The following is a 16,002-nucleotide window of genomic DNA, read 5'->3' as shown; positions in this document are numbered from 1 at the left end:
TCACGTCGTGGCTGGAGGACGCGCAGGCGGTGCTCGGCGCCCATGTCGAGGCAGCGCCGATCCTGGTCGGCTCCTCGATGGGGGGTTGGATCGCCTGCCTGGCAGCCCGGGATCGGGCGCTCCGAGGCGACAAGACCGCGGGCCTCGTGCTGATCGCGCCGGCCCTGGACTTCACGGAGGATCTGATCTGGAATCGTCTCGCCGAGCCGGCCCGTGCGGCCCTGGTCCGGGACGGGATCCTCAAGCGACCGAGCGACTACGCGCCGGAACCGGACCCGATCACGCTGACCCTGATCGAGGATGGCCGCAGGAACTGCCTCCTCGGCGATCCGCTCGATCCCGGCTGCCCAATCCACATTCTGCAGGGGATGCGCGATGCGGACGTGCCGTACACCCACGCTTTGAAGATCCTCGGGCGTCTTCCCGCCGAGGGGACGGTGCTCACGCTGATCGCCGATGGCGACCACCGCCTGTCGCGGCCGCAGGATATCGCGCGGCTCGTGGCGGCGGTGGCCGAGAGGGCCTGACGGGTCCGATCCCGGCAGTCTCAGTGCAGGCTGACCGGCTGCAGGTCGTTCGCAACGGCATTGGCCAGGACCACATCGCGGGAATCGGCCAGCATGATCGGCGCGCCGCTCGCGGAGAGCAGCGCGAACAGATCGAGGCCCGGCGTCAGCTCGGGGGCCTGCGGGAAGAAGCGGCGCACCTCGTCGGACCGGATCGGCCGGACATAGGCGATATGCCCCTCACCGAGCGCCGCGAGATCGGCCGGTTGGAAATCGGCCGGGTCGAGGTCGGCGGGCGTGAAGGGAGACGGATTCAAAGCGGTCATCAAGGCCCTCCTGGGGTGGCAGAGCGTCCTCCACCAGTCCCGTAGGCACCAGTGGCACGTCGTTGATGTGGGGATTATTGACGTCCGATCAATCCGGCTCAGTCGCGCGCGCCGATATCGATCTTGCGCACGATCCGATCCGGCTCCGGCCGGACCAGGTCGATCGACAGCAGGCCGTTGGCGAGATCGGCGCCCAGAACCTCCATGCCGTCGGCCAGCAGGAAGGTCCGCTGGAACTGGCGCGCCGCAATGCCGCGGTGGAGGAAATGCCGCTCACGCTCGTCCACCTGCCGGCCGCGCACCACGAGTTGGCTCTCCTCCAGCATCACATCGAGCTGCTCGCGGGTGAAGCCGGCGACAGCAAGCGTTATCCGCAGCCGTTCGGGTTCGCTCTCGGTGCGCGGCAGGCGCTCGATATTGTAGGGCGGATAGCCATCGTTGGCGGCTTTGGAGACCCGGTCGAGGGCCTGCTCGATCTCGTCGAAGCCGAGCAGGAACGGGTGCCCGAAGGGCGAGTTGCGCGTCATCGCGGCCGTCATCCAGAAGGCGAAGCCTCCGACCCCAGGGCTTGCCGCCGCTCCGGGATGCCTGAGCACCTCGTTGACAGGGAGCCCGCCGGGGCAGCGCTCCGCCGGACGAGACGACGCCGGCAAGAGAAGGATATGGCCGCCGTCCCGCGGGCCATCAAGAGAGACGGTCAGTTTCCTTCGCCGGACGGTGGGATGAGCAGAAGTCCGGGCCAAGACGCGTATCGGGACCATTCGGCAATCCGGACCAGGAAAGTATGGCAGGTTCGGAAAAGGTCACGCTCGCCCCTAACAATTTGGAACTGCTCTGATATTCGCGTCGGGCCTTGATCCATAGGCCGTGCGTGGCTTACTGCGCCCCTTGGTGATCGGCCCGCCCGCCGGGACGATCGCCTTGGATTTTGCCTTCGAGCCGAGGCACCGGAGCCCATGAACGCCCCCCAGATCCCGGCGAACGGTGCGGCGTTGCGGCGCGTTGCCGATGTGTGCGGCGACGAGGCCGAGATCCTGGCGTTGTCGGTGGCCCGTTTCGTCGCGGCCGGATACATGACCAGCGACGTGGCCTGCTGGAACGCGGCGTTCGACGGGGCCGAGCAATTGCTGGGAGCCGCGGAAGGCTGCCGTTTCGTGGCCAGCGTCGTGGCGATCATCCGGGCCCTACGCGCCGAGCGGGACGCAGACTGGTCGTTCATGCCGGCGAGCTGCTGCCGCGTCACCGGACACGAATGCGCGCTGGTCGACCTGATCAACCGGGGCCGCCGCCGGCTCCGGGCGGATCTGGAGGCGGCGGCGGCGGAGATCACCGGGCGCACGGCGGCGCCCCGTCTCGTTGAGGCGGTCCGCGCGGCCGTCGAACCGCTGGAGGCAGCGGCCGCGCGTCTGGCGCCGCCGGCCTGCCGCGGTGGCGTGGTGCTTCATTGATCCTCCGGGGATCGGTCACACCGGCGGGCGCCGCGTCGCCCGACCGGATCAGAAAGGACGACGGTTCGGTGCTAGCCCTGCGTGTTCATCTGTACCGTCGCCGGATCGGGCGTCTCGCCCTGGACACCGCGGCCTGCGTCGCGATCTCGGCGCTCCTGATCGCCTCTGCTCTCGCTCAGGACGGGGCCGAGAAGGCAGCGCCGCTGAAGCTGCAGCTCAACAAGGTGGAGACCGCCGGTGAGGCGTGCCGGATCACGATGGTGATCGACAACACCAAGGGCGCGGGCCTCAAATCCTACAAGGTCGATCTCTTCGCCTTCGACACGGACGGGGTGGCGCAGAAGCGCGTGGCCGTCGAGCTCGGTCCGCTTCCGCCGCGGAAGACGGTGGTGAAAATCTTCGATTTCCCCGGGATCGCCTGCAACAAGGTCGGGCGGGTCCTTTTGAACGATGTTTTGTCCTGCGACGGTGGCGACGCTGCCCGCGAGGCCTGCCTCGAACGGACCGAGACCGAGACCAAGGCCGGGTTGCCGTTCGACCGCTGATCGCATCGGTCCGACGGATGACGCGACGAAACCGCCCGGCGCCACGGATCGCCGGGCGGTGAGCGGCACGCGCCGCACCCGATACGGCGGCGGCGGACAGCCGCGTGAGATCTAGGACGCCAGGAGCCCGCGATGGACCCGACACAAGCCCCGATCGAGGCGGCCCACGACTTCTCGTTCCTCGGCCTGTTCCTGCAGGCCGACCCGATCGTGAAGGGCGTGATGATCCTCCTGGTGGTCGCCTCCATCGCCTGCTGGACGGTGGTCTTCGAGAAGATCATCCGCCTCGTCGCCGCCCGGCGCCAGGCGAGGGAATTCGCCACGCTGGTTCAGTCCGGCGGGAATCTCGACGGCGAACTCGACGGCATCGCCGGCCACGTCGTGCGCGCCGCCATCGACGCCTGGCGCGACCAGGACGCCTCCGAGACGCGGGCGGAGCGCCGGGAGCGGATCGAGCGGGCGATGAAGGGTGCCCTCACCCTCGAGATGAAGCGCCTGCGCACCGGCCTCTCCTTGCTGGCGACGTCAGGCTCGACCGCTCCGTTCGTCGGCCTGTTCGGCACGGTCTGGGGCATCATGAACTCGTTCTCGTCGATCGCGCGGAGCCAGGACACGTCGCTCGCCGTCGTCGCACCGGGTATCGCGGAGGCCCTGTTCGCCACCGCCATCGGCCTCGTCGTCGCCATCCCGGCCGTCATGGCCTACAACAAGCTGTCGGGCGACGTCGGCGCCGTCCAGAGCATGTTCTCCTCCTACATCTCGATGCTGGGCAACCGCCTCGCCCGCGACCGTGCCGGCGCGAAGCACCGCGCCGCGGCCGAATAAGCCCCCTCCGCGCCCGCACGCTCGGGCCGAACGCACCGGAACCGGAGACGCCCGATGGCGATGGGATCCATTCGCGCGAGCGACGAGGACGACCTCGACGACGTGCCGATGTCCGACATCAACGTGACCCCGATGGTCGACGTGATGCTGGTGCTGCTGATCATCTTCATGGTCGCCGCCCCGCTGATGACCACCGGTGTGCCCGTGCAATTGCCGAAGACCGCGGCCCCCAAGGTGGCGCAATCGAAGAAGCCTCAGGAGGTGACGGTGGACAAAGACGGCAATCCATCCATCGCCAAGGAGGTGTTCACGATGGACAGCCTCGTGCCGCGGCTTCGGGAGATGGCCGCCGCCGACAAGAACCAGGTGATCCTGGTACGCGGCGACCGGGACGTGCCCTACGGCAAGGTCATGGAGGTGATGGGTCTCGTGGGCCAGGCCGGCTTCACCAAGGTATCGCTGATCGCGCAATCGCCCGGCGGCGCCGCGCCGGCGGCACCCGCTGTCCCGGCAGGGGCCCCGCGCTGAGCCGATGAACCGCTTCGTGTCGACGGATCTGTCGGATGATCTCGGGGGGCGCCGGCCGTCCGGTCTGGTCGCGGCGTTCCTGGTCGCGCTGGGCCTGCATGCCCTCGCGCTAGCGGCCGCGATGTTCCTGCAGCTCGCGCCGCCCACCCCCCCGGGCGAACAGCAGGTCACCGTGGATCTCGCGCCGATCATGACCGATGCGCCGACGGAAGCCCCGTCCGAGCAGCAGATGAGCCAGGCGGCGCCACCGGAGACGAAGCCCGTCGAACTGCCCCCCGACGAGGCGGTCCAGCCCCCACCGCCAGCCGAGACCGCCGAAGTGAAGCCGGAGGAGAGTCCCGCGGTCGAGCCACCGCCGGAGGCTGTGCCGGTCGAGCCGCCGAGCCAGGTGATCACCTCCACCTCCGAGGCGGCCGAGCCCGAGGCGCCCCCGCCCGCCGAGGTGGCGAAGACCGAAGAACCGCCGAAGCCGACGCCTGATCCCGCCAAGCTGAAAGCCGAGCGGGAGGCGAAGCTGCGCAAGATCCGGGAGGAGAAACTTCGCGAGCAGAAGCGCGAGGAGGCGCGGCAGGAACGCCTGGAGGAGATCCGCGAAGCCAAGGCGAAGGCCGCGCGGGAGGCCAAGGCGCGTCAGGCGAAGGCCCAGGACGGCGCCGAGGCGCGCAACTCCGCCTCGGCGTCGCGGCAGAACGCGGCCGGCCGCGCAGCGGCGGGCAACGATCCGAGCGCGCTGCGGCAATGGACCGGGGCGATCAGCGCGGCGATCCACGGGCGGATGAATGCCGGTGCCGCCAACGGCACCGGTGGCGGGACGGCGGTGGTCCGCTTCACCGTCCTGCGCTCGGGCCAGGTCACGGCTGCCGGCGTCGCCCGATCCAGCGGGGTCGGCCAGATCGACAGCGCCGCGCTCTCGGCGGTGCGCGGCAGCCTCCCGCCGGCCCCCAGCGGCGTGGCCCAGCCGAGCCTGTCCGTGTCCATTCCCCTCAACTTCCGGGTGCGGTAAACTCAGCGTCACAACGCTTGGCTAAGCGCGGTGCAGTCTGCACTGATCAAAACTTCCGCCGATCTCAGCGAATATTGTGCGCTGATCGGACGGACCCCCACGGCGGATTCGCCATCGGCTGGGCGAGCATGCTAAAGCGTCACCGGACACGCTCCCGTGTGCCTCCGGTTACGGAACAGGGGAGCGCGTCATCCGGCCTTGCCCTCCCCCCTCGAACAGGCCGGACCCGCCCAGTCGCCGCCCAGCGCAGAGTGCGCAGGGCCGGACCCCCTGGGCCGGGGCGAAAGGCACAGGATGAGCGACGAGACTGAGTTCGACCTCGACGAGGCGAATGCCATCCGCGACGCGGAAGCGGAGGCGAAGACGCGCGCTGAAAACCGCGCCGAACGCGCGGAGCGCGCCGAGCGGATGGCTCGCGAGGGCGCGCAGGCGATGGCGGAACATCACGCGGCCATCAAGGCGGTCGATGAGCGGACCGTCAAGCTGCGCTCCCTCCGGCTCGCCAAGGAGGCTGCGGAGGCGCAGGCCAAGGCGGCTGAGAAGGAAGCCAAATCGGCCGCGAAAAGCGCGGGCAAGGGTGCCGCCAAGAAGGCTGCGCCGAAAAAGACCGCGGCAAAGGATTAGAGGCCGATGGCCGAAGATCGCAACCGCCGCCGCTTCACCGATCCCCGCGCGGCGGCCGAAGCGGCCTTCCGGGCCGCCACGTCTCCCAAGCCGGAGGCACCGCCACCGCCACCGCAGCAGCCAGCGGCCCCCCGCGCGATCGTGCCGCCCGGGGCGCGGGAGATGGTCAGCCTGCGCCTCGACAGCGCGGTTCTGGCCCATTTCCAGAAGGACGGTCCCGGCTGGCAGGACCGTATCAACGCAGCACTCAAGGCACTCGTCCCGGCCACGCAGGACTGACCCGGCACGGGAACGTCCGGCCTCCGATCCTCAGGCGTTGCGCGGACGTTCGCGCAGGATCCGGTTCACCGCGCGGTCCAGGGCCGACAGGTAGGCCGAACGATCGGCGCGGGAGAACGGCTTCGGGCCGCCGGTGATCGTCCCAGCCTCGCGCAGGGATTGCATCAGATCGCGGGTCGCCAGCGCCATGCCGATCGAAGATTCGCTGAACGGCTTGCCGGTGAAGGCCAGGACCGTCGCGCCGACCTTCACGCACCGGGCGGCGAGCGGCACGTCGGCGGTGAGAACGATGCTCCCGGGCCCTGCCCGCTCGGCGATCCAATCGTCGGCGGCATCGAGGGCGGAACCGACCACGACGCGCACGATCCAGGGTTCCCGCGGCAGGTTCAGGACGCTGTTGGCGACCACGTGAACGGTGAGCCCGTAGCGGGCGGCGACCCGGTAGGTCTCGTCCTTCACCGGGCAGGCATCGGCGTCGAGGTAGATCGGCGGTCCCGCCGGCTCCGTGCTCACGACCGCGGAACGAGCTTGGAGGTGAAGCCGGCCAGGATCAGGAGGACACCGAGGGCGAATTGCCAGCGCTCGATGTCGCCGCCGACCGAGATCAGGACGGCGTGCCCGAAGACCAGCAACCCGATCAGCGGCAGACCGAAGCGCAGCGACATCTTTATGGCCATGAGCAGCGCGGAGGGCGGGGCATCGGCGGAGGCCATCAGCGGGCGGCCGCCAGGCGGCGCGGTTCGAGGCCGGTTAGGGGCACGGCCTCGCCATCCCCGCGCTCGAGCGTGGCCACCGCGAGCGGGGCACCGCGCCCCCGCAGGGCGTGGGCCCCCAGCGAACGCGCACGGACCCCGTCCGGCAGCCGCGCCAGCCGATCGAGGAGATCCTGCGAGATCAGGATCCCGACGCCCAGCGGACGGCACAGGGCCTCGATCCGCGACGTCACGTTCACGGCGTCGCCGAAATACGCGATCTTGTGCCGGTCGACACCGACTTCGGCCGTGACCACCGAGCCGCCGTGCAGCGCCGCCCGGAGCCGCGGCACCGTCCCGAACCGGGTCGTCCAGGCCGCCGCATCCGCCTCGATCCGGTCGATCACGTCGAACAGGCAGGTCACGCAGCGCGCATCCTTGAGGCCGCGGGCCATCGGCCACGTGATGATGGCGAGGTCCCCGACATAATCGTCGACGGACCCGCCGTTGCGGCGGACCGGCTCGGCCAGGGTCGCGAAGACGGCTCCGAGATAATCCTGCGCCCGGAGGTCGCCATGCGCCTCCGCGAAGGCCGTCGAGCCGACCACGTCGAGGAACAGGAAGATCCGCTCCTCCGCCACCGGCCGGTGGTAGCGGCCGATCATGAAGTTCACGAACACCTCGCCCCCGATCAGATCGCGCATCCGGATCACGAAGACCAGGAGGCCGGAGACCGCCAGGGCATAGGCGAGGACCCGCGCGGTCATCCGGGTCGCCGAGGCGAGGTCGTCGGGGGTGAGTGCGAAGGCCCAGACCAGCAGACCGCCCAGGGCGTTGCCGGCCATGATCATCAGAACGTAGGCGAGTTCGGCCGCCACGACGTAGAGCCAGGCCGGGAAACGCCGGATCCGCGCCTGCAGGCCCGCCAGGATCAGGCCGCGATCGAAGGCCAGCACCGTCGCGCCCATGCAGAGCCCGTAGGTGAACCCGGCGAGCGGCGAGGCGCCCGCCGCGAAGATGATGTTGTAGAGCAGTCCGGCGCCCGCGGCCGCCAGCAGGATCAGGACCCAGAAGACGCGGTGGGCGGGCAGCATCGGCGCAACTCCAGCATGGCCAGCCGACCGGCCGCAGCCCGATCCCGGTCCCACGCGACCGGCGCGAGGGCGCGGCGGCACCGGCCTAGCGGGCCCGGGCCTCCGGACGTCAGGCCATGGCCTAAAGTGCAGCGCCGCCGTCACGCGACCCCCATTGCTCAACAATCCAAGATGGCGCGAGTAAGGCGTGTCGGTCGGCACAATCGCGAAACCGTCGCGGCTTCTGCGGGGTCCGGGTCCTTCGGGGTCCGCGGCCACCGCAGAGCCGCCGAGACAGGGAAGGGAACGATGCCATGCATGCCAGGAGCTTCGGTGCGACCCGCGTCCAGGTGCCGGTGATCGGCCAGGGCACCTGGCACATCGACCGATCGGACCGGGGCGATGCGATCGCCGCGCTTCGCGCCGGAATCGACGCCGGGATGACCCATATCGATACGGCCGAGATGTACGGCGATGCCGAGGCCATCGTCGCCGAGGCGATCGTGGATTGCCGCGAGGAGGTGTTCCTGGTCTCGAAGGTGGTTCCGGGGAACGCGACCCGCCGCGGCGTCGCGCGGGCCTGCGAGGACTCCCTCCGGCGGCTGCGCACCGACCGCCTCGACAGCTACCTGCTGCACTGGCCGGGCCAGCATCCTCTGGAGGAGACGATCGCCGGGTTCGAGGATCTGCGGCGGGCTGGGAAGATCCTGTCCTGGGGCGTCAGCAACTTCGATGTCGCGGATCTCGACCGGGCGCTCGCCATCGCCGGGCCGGATCGGATCGCCTGCAATCAGGTCCTGTACCATCTGAACGAACGGGCGATCGAGCATGCCGTGCTGCCCTGGTGCGAGAAGAACGGCGTCGCCCTGATCGGGTATTCGCCCTTCGGCAGCGGCGACTTCCCCGATCCCGCGAGTCCCGGCGGGCAGGCCCTGGCGGGGATCGCTGGGACGCACGGGACGACGCCCCATGCCGTGGCCCTGGCCTTCCTGACCCGCATGACCGGGACGTTCACGATTCCCAAGACCGGGCGCCGGGCCCGCGCCATCGAGAATGCCGGCGCGGCCGACCTGCGGCTGACGCCGGCCGAGATCGCTTCGCTCGACGCGCATTTCCCGAGAGGCCCGCGTCCGCGGATGCTGCCGATGCTGTGAGCATCAGCGGCATTCGATCCGGCTACGGCCGGCGGTCCTGGTGGCGGAGAACGCCGCATCCACCGACACGACCAGGGGTCCGGCGAGATGCCTGTCGACGGTCAGTCCCCGATCCCGAACAGCTTCTCGATGAAGTTGCGGTCATCCTTCGGCGCACGCCGCGACGCCGCCGCCGGACGCGGTGCGGGGGCCTCCGGCTCGCCAAAGATCTGTCCGAGGATCCCGGCCGGCGTTCCAGGGGCGGCATTGGCCACCGAGGCGGTCGTCTCCGGCGCTTTGCGCCAGCGGTTCAGGCCGGGCAGCGGCACCGGCGTCTGACCCTTGAGCGCCTGGGTCATGTAAGCCTTCCAGATCTCCGCCGGCAGGTTTCCGCCAGAGACCTTCTTGGTGAGTTCGCCATCGTCGTTGCCGAGCCAGACCCCGGTCACGAGGCTGCCCGAGAAGCCGATGAACCACGCGTCGCGGTAATCCTGGGTGGTCCCGCTCTTGCCAGCGAGGTCCCAGCCCGGAATGTCGGCCTTCTTGCCGGTGCCCGAGACGAAGGTCTCGTGCATCATGGCGTTCATCATGCCGTCGGCGTTGGGGTCGATCACCCGGCCCAGCCCGTTCTCGGAGCGCTTGTAGAGCACGGTGCCGCCCTGGCCCTTCACGGCGGTGACCACATAGGGGATGACGCCGGTGCCGCCGTTGGCGAAGGCGCCGTAGGCGCCGACCATCTCCAGCAGGGTCACCTCGGAGGTCCCGAGCGCGATCGAGCCGTTGGCCTGGAGCGGCGAGGTGATGCCGAGCCGCTGCGCCGTCTGCACGACCGCCTTCGGGCCGACCTCCTGGCCCAGCCGCACCGCCACGGTGTTGAGCGACTGGGCCAGCGCGGTGCGCAGGGTCACCGGACCCTCGTAGCGGTGCGAGTAGTTCTCCGGCGCCCAGGTGCCGATCCGGATCGGCGCGTCCTCCCGCACCGTGTCGGGGGTGGCCCCGTGCTCCACGGCGGCGAGATACACGAACGGCTTGAACGACGAGCCCGGCTGGCGCTTGGCCGTGGTGGCGCGGTTGAACTGGCTCTGCGCGTAGTCGCGGCCGCCGATCAGCGCGCGGATCGCCCCGTCGGGGCGCATCGACACCATCGCACCCTGGCCGACATTGTAGCGCGCGCCCTTGGCGTTGAGCTCATCCGTCAGCGCCTTCTCGGCGGTGGCCTGAAGGGCCGTATCGACGGTGGTCTGGACGGTGATGTCGGTGTCGAACTTGCCGACGTAGTCGTCGAGCACGTCCATCACGAGGTCGGCGACGTAGTTGGCCGAGCCGCCGCCGCGGGCGTTGGCGGGCTTGGCCGGCTGGGCGAGCGCCACCCGCACGTCCTGCGCCGAGGCGAAGCCGAGTTCCTGCATGGCGGCGAGCACCTGCGCGGCGCGGGCCTGGGCCGCCGGTAGGTTGCGGTTCGGGGCCAGCCGCGAGGGCGCTTGGACGAGGCCGCCGAGCATCGCCGCCTGCGCCAGGGAGACCTCCTTGGCGGGCTTGCCGAAATAGCGCTGCGCCGCCGCCTCGACCCCGTAGGCGCCGGCGCCGAAATAGACCCGGTTGAGGTACAGTTCGAGGATCTCGTCCTTGCTGTACTTGTGCTCCAGCCAGAGGGCGAGGATCGCCTCCTGGATCTTTCGCGATGCCGACCGCTCGGGGGTCAGAAACAGGTTCTTGGCGAGCTGCTGCGTCAGCGTCGAGCCGCCCTGCGCGACGCCGCGCCGGGTCAGATTCTGGCCGATGGCCCGGAGGATACCGACCGGGTCGACGCCGAAATGCTGATAGAACCGCCGGTCCTCGATCGCCACGAAGGCGCGCGGCAGGTAGGGCGGCAGCTCCTTGATCGAGACCACCCGGCCGCCGGTCTCGCCGCGGTTGGCCAGCAGCGTGCCGTCGCTCGCCAGGATGGCGATGTTGGGCGGGCGCTTCGGCACCGCGAGCTGGTCGATCGGCGGCAACTGCGAGGCGTGGTAGGCGATGAGCCCGGCGAGCCCGATCACCGCCCAGAGGCCGAGCACCACGGTGCTGTAGACGAGCCGGCCCAACCACGAGCGCCGCCGCCGGCCCGAGGCCTTCGGACGTGCCGCCGCCCTGCCCGGCTTGCGTGCCGGACCACCCGCTCGCTTGCCCACGCCGTCTCCTGTCTTGGGACGATCGTCCCGGGACAGGCGCAGATCGAGTTCGCCGCGATCCCGGACGCGCCCCTCGGGCACGTCGAAATTCGGCTCCATCCTGCCTCGACCCTTGGCCATGCATCCCGTCTGTGACTGATCGGACCGGCGCGCGTCGCCCGAAACGCGCCTCGGTTTCCGCACGCTAAATGCGGCGGTTTAAGGGGCCGTTATCGAACCGTTCGTCACCCGTTCTTCGCGACCGGACGGATGCGCCTTCGCTTAAGCGGACGGATCGACCGACGGCGCCGCGCCGAGCACGCGCCGGGCCTCGGCGAGCAGAACCGCGTGCCGCGCTGCCTCAGGACCCGAATCCGGCGTCTGCCGGCCGAGCCGGACGATGCGGGCGCGGAACAGGCGACGGCGCAGGCCGAACCGCCAGAGGCTCATCACCGCGGCGGAGAGCACCAGGCGGACCGCCTCGGTCCGCTCCCGTTCGAGAACGACTTCGGCCGCGAGCGCCTCCGCGCGCCGGAGGGCGTCATCGAGCTCGCGTCGCATGACGGCGCGGCTCGCCTCGTCCCGCTGCGCCGCCTCGAGCTGGATCCGGCATTCCTGCAGCGCGCTGAGGAGCAGCAGTTCCTGCGCGGACGTATCCCTCATCAGGCCCTCCCAAGGCGGCTTTCGGCGGGCACCGGGGCGCCGCGTGACGTCCTGACGGCGGTGGATCCGCGCCTGCGCGTAAAATCGAACGCCCGGCCACGCCATAACGAGCGCTGTCGCTGGCCGGAAGCCGTCGGCCGGTTTAAGCGGCACCGTCATCACGCACCATGGGGGAATCGGGGACGTGTGGAATCGGATCGCTCTGGCCGTCGCGGCCGGCTCGCTGGGGGCGAGCCTGATGGGGCTCGCCGCGGCTCATGCCTATCAGCTCGACACGGTGAACCTGGTGGGCTGCGCCCAGGAGGGCGGCGTCTGCCGGATGCCCTACCCCACCAACGTCTATTACGGGGTCCCCGGCCGGACCAACGGCCGCCCGTTTCCGCAGGGCGGCATGGTCCCCTGCAACACACAGACCTTCGGCGACCCGGCCCCGGGCCAGCCGAAGAGCTGCTGGTATGCGCCGCGCATCGCCGCGGGCCGGAACAGCGACCGCGACCGGGACGACGGTTACGATGACCGTCGCCGCGACCCGGACCGCTACGGCCGGGACTACAATCGCCCGCCGATGCGTCGCCGTTACGACGAGGATTACGGGCCGGCGCCGCGGCGCTACCGGGGTGACCCGGACGATTATTGATCACCGGCATCCAGAAACGCCTAGTCTGCCGTATCCGGCCTGTTAACCGGCATCCGACATCATCCCGTGCCGCGGAGCCCGGCTCCGCCGGGTCGCGAGGCCGAGGGAGAGGCGCATGACGGAGGACCGCCGCGGCACGTTCCGCAGGAATGCCTTCACCTTCGGCTCTCTTCTGCTCGCCTGCGGCGAGGTCGCCTGCCTGGTCTGGGACGCGACCGAGACGGGTGCGCAGATCGAGGTCGAGACCGACCAGCCGGTGCCGGATCGTTTCCCGGTGCGGCTCACGGAAGGCAGCGATCCGCGGCCGGCCGCCGTGGCGTGGCGGCGCAGCCGCCGGATCGGCATCGCCTTCGAGGGTTGAAATCCCCGGTCAGGTCGCCGGCAGAGCCGGCCTCACCGGCGCGCCGCCCGCCGCGAGGTGGAAGCAGGCGGGCCGGACGAAGAGCAGGCCGAGCGGCGTGTTGCGCACGAGCCGCTCCAGCCCCAGCGGCAGCAGCACCGCGACCAAGATGACGATCAGGCTGACGACGCCGATATCGGTGATCATCCCGGTCCGGACCAGAATCTCCCGCGTCGCGGCCATCGGCAGCGAGAAGGCGAGGTAGATCACGATCGAGCGCTGCCCGCAGGTCCGGATCGCCTCGGCGACGGGGCCGCCCGCCCGGCCGATCAGCGCGGCCGCCACCACGATGGCCAGCGCACCGGCCGCACCCAGGGCGAGGCTGACCACCGGCAGGCTGGCCAGGGTCGGATGCGCGGGATCGGCCGACGGCGTCAGGGCGAGCCAGGCCTCCAGGACGGCCCAGATGCCGAGGCCGGCCAGCGCCGGGCCGACCCGCCGACGCGCCGCGTTGGCGAGGCCGAAGATCCGGTCGGCGAACAGGTACCCGGCGACGAAGTAGACGTAGCGCGCGCAGAATTCCTCGATCAGGGTCGAGTCGCTGCGGATGTCGGCGATCTGCAGCAGCGCCGCCCCCGCCAGCAGCACGCCGCTCGGGACGCGGCGCAGGGCCTTGGTCGCCACCGAGAACGCCGCCAGCAGGTAGATGAACCACAAGGTGGAATAGGGCTCGACCAGGGCATGGGCCAGATGGGCCGCGAAGGCCGCCGGACCGTCGTCGCCGACGATCTTCCCGTACCGGGCCGCCGACTGGATCACGAGCCACAGCAGGTAGAAATAGGCGAAGTGGACCACGCGCCGGTCGGAGAACAGGCGCCAGTCGCGGTCGATCACCCGGCCCACGAACAGGCCCGACAGCAGGAAGAAATCCGGGATCCGGAACGGCTTCGCGAAGGCGACCACCGGGTGAAGGAAGCCCTCGCCGCCCATGGCCTCGCCGGTACCCGTCACGGCGTGCATCATCACCACCAGGAGGATGCAGATCCCCTTTGCGATGTCGACCCAGGCCAGTCGATCCCGCGCGTCCCCTGCCCCAGCCATCACCGCATCCCTCGAGACAGGAGTGATCCTGGACCAAGCGAGGTTGACGGCAATGCTTTCCGCGCACGACTTCTGCGGACGTGGCGAAGACGGGGTAAACACCCGCCGCTCAGGTCCGGCGCTTGGCCCCCTTCCGGTCGCGGGTCATGCGCGTGGCGGCGTGGAAGTCGTCGGGCTTGCCGCGGACCCAGACGAGGAACCGCGCGATTTCGGGATCCAGCCGCAGCGCCGCCACGTCGGCGAGCCGCTTGGCGATCTCGGCCTCGCTGTAGCGGGCGTGGATGGCCGAGTGGCAGATCTGGTGCAGCCGGACGGTGCCCCGATGCGTGCCGCCCTTCAGCTTGGGGGTCAGGTGATGGAGGCTGGAACGGGCGCGCGGCGGAATCGGCCTCTCGCAGAGCGGGCAGATCGGATCGGCCCGGGGGACGCCGTCCTGATGATCGGGATCATCGGCGCTCCAGCGCCGGGATCGCCGTCCGACCACGCGTCTCCTCCCTCACTCCGGCTCTCACCGCACGGCTCCTGACGCGGGCATGCAGGCCGGGCCGACGCGCGCGCCGAAGAGCGCTTCGGCCTCCCGATCCCGGACACCGAAGATGGAGACATGATCGCCCGGGACCACCGCGATCCGCGCCCGCGGCCCGGCCGCCGCGGCGAGCGCCAGGGCGAGCTTCGCCGGCACCACAGGATCGTCGCGGCCCTGGACGATCAGGATCGGCTCGGTACCGCTCCGGATGCGCAGATCCGAGCGATAGGTGTCGCGCAGGAGCTAGGACGGTGCCAGCGGGACATGGAGCCGCACGGCATGAACCATCGAGTCGAACGGCGCCTCCAGGTAGAGCCCGATCGGCGGCATGCGCTCGGCCACCGCCACCGCCACGGCGGCGCCGAGGGAATGTCCATGCAGCAGGATCGGCGCGCCGGGCGCCCGTGCCGCCGCAGTCGCCACCGCCGCCAGACCGTCCTGGATCAGGCCGTCCTCGGTCGGGTGGCCGGTCGAGCCCGGATAGCCGCGATAGGCCGCGGTGAGCAGGCCCCATCCGGCCGCGCGCCAGGGATCTGCTGAGAAGCGGGCCGCGTGCGGCTCGGGGCGGGAGCCGTTGCCGTGGAAGCTCACCACGATCCCGCAACCCGGAAGCGGCGGCCGCCAGAGGGCATGGAGCGTCTCGCCGTCCGCGGTGGTGACCGTGATCGCCCCGACCCCCGGGGGGAGCGGCCAGGGCGCCGAAGGCCGATAGGCACCCGGATAGAGGAACCGGCGTTGACCGAGCGTGAGCGCGGCAAGGGACAGCCCGTAGAGCAGCAGAAGGGTGAGCGCGAAGCCGGCGAGAAGGCGCATGGGGACCGGCTGGCGTGGGCGGTGCGCGGCGGGAGCCTTCCCTAAATCGGTCTCCCGACGCCCAGCAAGACGCGCGCCTGCACCGCCCCGGCTGACGGGATCGGGATCCTCGCTGCAAACCCTTCCGGTCTTCGGACCGGGTTTCGCGGACGAATGTTCCAGCGCCCGGGCAGCATTGACAAAGTCGTCCGTAGTTGTGAGTCTCGAACCGTTCCGAGGGGGGCCCCGCAGGGGGCTGAGATTGGGCACGCTGCCCTGACCCTTGAACCTGATCCGGCTCATACCGGCGGAGGGACGGGAACCTGCGGTCGCGCCCGTGCGCCCGCCTCTCTCATCTCAGCCATCGCGTGGACCGGACCGCTCCAGCACGAGGAGAGGCCCACGATGAACGCACCCGTTCTTCCCAAGGACGTGAAAGGCAGCCCCGAGGCCGTGACCACCGGTCCGGTCACCGGATCGCGCAAGGTCTACGCCAGTCCGATCGGCCGGCCCGACATCCGCGTGCCCTACCGAGAGATCGCCCTGTCGGACCCGAAGGAGGCGCCGGTGCGGGTCTACGATCCCTCGGGTCCCTATACCGAGACCGACGCGCGCATCGACCTCAGCGCCGGCCTGCCCGGCGTGCGCGAGCCCTGGATCGCGGCGCGCGGCTACACGTCCGTCGCGCCCCGGGCGGTCAAGCCCGAGGATAACGGCTTTGCCGGCGACAAGCTCGTGGCCCCCTGCCCCGCCACCCGCACGATCCGCAAGGCGGCGCCGGGCCAGGCGGTGACGCAGTACGAATTCGCCC

22 protein-coding genes, 1 pseudogene and 1 riboswitch are annotated in these 16,002 nt (G+C 70.5%); of the genes and pseudogenes, 12 read left to right on the top strand and 11 right to left on the bottom strand.

The window, feature by feature from the left end; all coding sequences use genetic code 11:
• Positions 1-527, top strand: a 527-nt coding sequence (locus MKK69_RS29385; RefSeq protein WP_243973699.1) for an alpha/beta hydrolase, incomplete at its 5' end; no start/stop codon positions are given.
• Between the two features lie 20 nt (positions 528-547).
• On the opposite strand, the gene MKK69_RS29380 is transcribed toward MKK69_RS29385, so the two are convergent.
• Positions 548-832: a DUF1150 family protein gene (locus MKK69_RS29380; protein ID WP_243973698.1), complete on the bottom strand. Its 285-nt coding sequence runs from the start codon at positions 830-832 to the stop codon at positions 548-550.
• Positions 833-930: 98 nt separating this feature from the next.
• Positions 931-1,359 carry an Hsp20 family protein gene (locus tag MKK69_RS29375; protein WP_243973697.1) on the bottom strand — a complete coding sequence of 143 codons (429 nt, stop codon included), beginning with the start codon at positions 1,357-1,359 and terminating at the stop codon, positions 931-933.
• A gap of 429 nt (positions 1,360-1,788) precedes the next feature.
• Between MKK69_RS29375 and MKK69_RS29370 the strand changes: the two genes are divergently transcribed.
• The 7 genes from MKK69_RS29370 (at position 1,789) to MKK69_RS29340 (ending at position 6,084) form a co-directional block, all read left to right on the top strand.
• Positions 1,789-2,280: a hypothetical protein gene (locus MKK69_RS29370; protein WP_243973696.1), complete on the top strand. Its 492-nt coding sequence runs from the start codon at positions 1,789-1,791 to the stop codon at positions 2,278-2,280.
• A gap of 68 nt (positions 2,281-2,348) precedes the next feature.
• Positions 2,349-2,825, top strand: coding sequence for a Tat pathway signal protein (locus MKK69_RS29365; protein WP_243973695.1), 477 nt, complete (start codon positions 2,349-2,351; stop codon positions 2,823-2,825).
• A gap of 132 nt (positions 2,826-2,957) precedes the next feature.
• Entirely contained in the window at positions 2,958-3,650 is a 693-nt protein-coding gene (locus MKK69_RS29360; RefSeq protein WP_243973694.1) for a MotA/TolQ/ExbB proton channel family protein, read from the top strand.
• A gap of 54 nt (positions 3,651-3,704) precedes the next feature.
• A complete protein-coding gene (locus MKK69_RS29355; protein WP_243973693.1) occupies positions 3,705-4,178 on the top strand; it encodes an ExbD/TolR family protein in 474 nt (157 codons plus the stop codon).
• Between the two features lie 4 nt (positions 4,179-4,182).
• Positions 4,183-5,181, top strand: coding sequence for a cell envelope integrity protein TolA (locus MKK69_RS29350; protein WP_243973692.1), 999 nt, complete (start codon positions 4,183-4,185; stop codon positions 5,179-5,181).
• Positions 5,182-5,475: 294 nt separating this feature from the next.
• Positions 5,476-5,805: a hypothetical protein gene (locus tag MKK69_RS29345; protein WP_243973691.1), complete on the top strand. Its 330-nt coding sequence runs from the start codon at positions 5,476-5,478 to the stop codon at positions 5,803-5,805.
• Between the two features lie 6 nt (positions 5,806-5,811).
• Positions 5,812-6,084, top strand: a complete 273-nt coding sequence (locus MKK69_RS29340; RefSeq protein ID WP_243973690.1) for a BrnA antitoxin family protein — start codon at positions 5,812-5,814, stop codon at positions 6,082-6,084.
• A gap of 30 nt (positions 6,085-6,114) precedes the next feature.
• Here MKK69_RS29340 and MKK69_RS29335 read toward each other — a convergent pair whose 3' ends face one another.
• The 3 genes from MKK69_RS29335 to MKK69_RS29325 are packed head-to-tail and all read right to left on the bottom strand — an operon-like array spanning position 6,115 to position 7,870.
• A complete protein-coding gene (locus tag MKK69_RS29335) occupies positions 6,115-6,597 on the bottom strand; it encodes a YaiI/YqxD family protein (protein ID WP_243973689.1) in 483 nt (160 codons plus the stop codon).
• Positions 6,594-6,797, bottom strand: a complete 204-nt coding sequence (locus MKK69_RS29330; RefSeq protein ID WP_243973688.1) for a hypothetical protein — start codon at positions 6,795-6,797, stop codon at positions 6,594-6,596. Before MKK69_RS29330 ends, MKK69_RS29335 begins: the two co-directional genes overlap by 4 nt.
• Positions 6,797-7,870, bottom strand: a complete 1,074-nt coding sequence (locus tag MKK69_RS29325) for an adenylate/guanylate cyclase domain-containing protein (RefSeq protein ID WP_243973687.1) — start codon at positions 7,868-7,870, stop codon at positions 6,797-6,799. Before MKK69_RS29325 ends, MKK69_RS29330 begins: the two co-directional genes overlap by 1 nt.
• 293 nt (positions 7,871-8,163) lie before the next feature.
• Between MKK69_RS29325 and MKK69_RS29320 the strand changes: the two genes are divergently transcribed.
• On the top strand, positions 8,164-9,003 hold the full coding sequence (locus MKK69_RS29320; protein ID WP_243973686.1) for an aldo/keto reductase: 840 nt from the start codon (positions 8,164-8,166) through the stop codon (positions 9,001-9,003).
• Positions 9,004-9,104: 101 nt separating this feature from the next.
• Here the strand turns inward: MKK69_RS29320 and MKK69_RS29315 are convergent, their stop codons facing one another.
• Positions 9,105-11,273: a transglycosylase domain-containing protein gene (locus MKK69_RS29315; RefSeq protein WP_243973685.1), complete on the bottom strand. Its 2,169-nt coding sequence runs from the start codon at positions 11,271-11,273 to the stop codon at positions 9,105-9,107.
• 141 nt (positions 11,274-11,414) lie between these two features.
• Positions 11,415-11,795 (bottom strand): ATP-dependent helicase, encoded by a 381-nt coding sequence (locus MKK69_RS29310; protein WP_243973684.1) that lies wholly within the window; start codon positions 11,793-11,795, stop codon positions 11,415-11,417.
• Positions 11,796-12,033: 238 nt separating this feature from the next.
• Here MKK69_RS29310 and MKK69_RS29305 point away from each other — a divergent pair, with 238 nt between their 5' ends.
• Together MKK69_RS29305 and MKK69_RS29300 are read left to right on the top strand one after the other, a co-directional pair.
• Positions 12,034-12,432: a hypothetical protein gene (locus MKK69_RS29305; protein WP_279598693.1), complete on the top strand. Its 399-nt coding sequence runs from the start codon at positions 12,034-12,036 to the stop codon at positions 12,430-12,432.
• A 115-nt stretch (positions 12,433-12,547) separates the two neighbouring features.
• Positions 12,548-12,793, top strand: a complete 246-nt coding sequence (locus MKK69_RS29300; protein WP_243973682.1) for a pilus assembly protein PilZ — start codon at positions 12,548-12,550, stop codon at positions 12,791-12,793.
• A gap of 9 nt (positions 12,794-12,802) precedes the next feature.
• Here MKK69_RS29300 and MKK69_RS29295 read toward each other — a convergent pair whose 3' ends face one another.
• From MKK69_RS29295 to MKK69_RS29285, 4 genes are all read right to left on the bottom strand, one after another.
• Complete coding sequence (locus tag MKK69_RS29295; RefSeq protein ID WP_243973681.1) at positions 12,803-13,873, bottom strand: acyltransferase family protein; 1,071 nt, start codon at positions 13,871-13,873, stop codon at positions 12,803-12,805.
• A gap of 109 nt (positions 13,874-13,982) precedes the next feature.
• Positions 13,983-14,357 (bottom strand): HNH endonuclease, encoded by a 375-nt coding sequence (locus MKK69_RS29290; protein WP_243973680.1) that lies wholly within the window; start codon positions 14,355-14,357, stop codon positions 13,983-13,985.
• 24 nt (positions 14,358-14,381) lie between these two features.
• A complete protein-coding gene (locus MKK69_RS31290) occupies positions 14,382-14,555 on the bottom strand; it encodes a hypothetical protein (protein ID WP_313900893.1) in 174 nt (57 codons plus the stop codon).
• Between the two features lie 87 nt (positions 14,556-14,642).
• Complete coding sequence (locus tag MKK69_RS29285) at positions 14,643-15,212, bottom strand: alpha/beta hydrolase (RefSeq protein ID WP_313900892.1); 570 nt, start codon at positions 15,210-15,212, stop codon at positions 14,643-14,645.
• A 206-nt stretch (positions 15,213-15,418) separates the two neighbouring features.
• Positions 15,419-15,524: riboswitch (TPP riboswitch) on the top strand.
• Between the two features lie 72 nt (positions 15,525-15,596).
• On the opposite strand from MKK69_RS29285, the pseudogene MKK69_RS29280 reads away from it, so the two are divergent.
• Positions 15,597-16,002 (top strand): annotated as a pseudogene (locus MKK69_RS29280) (phosphomethylpyrimidine synthase ThiC); the annotation flags it as partial.

This window comes from Methylobacterium sp. J-026 (genome assembly GCF_022829585.1).
Classification (GTDB): Bacteria; Pseudomonadota; Alphaproteobacteria; order Rhizobiales; family Beijerinckiaceae; genus Methylobacterium.
Note: the sequence above shows the minus strand (reverse complement) of the source record. Positions and strands in the feature narration are given on the sequence as shown.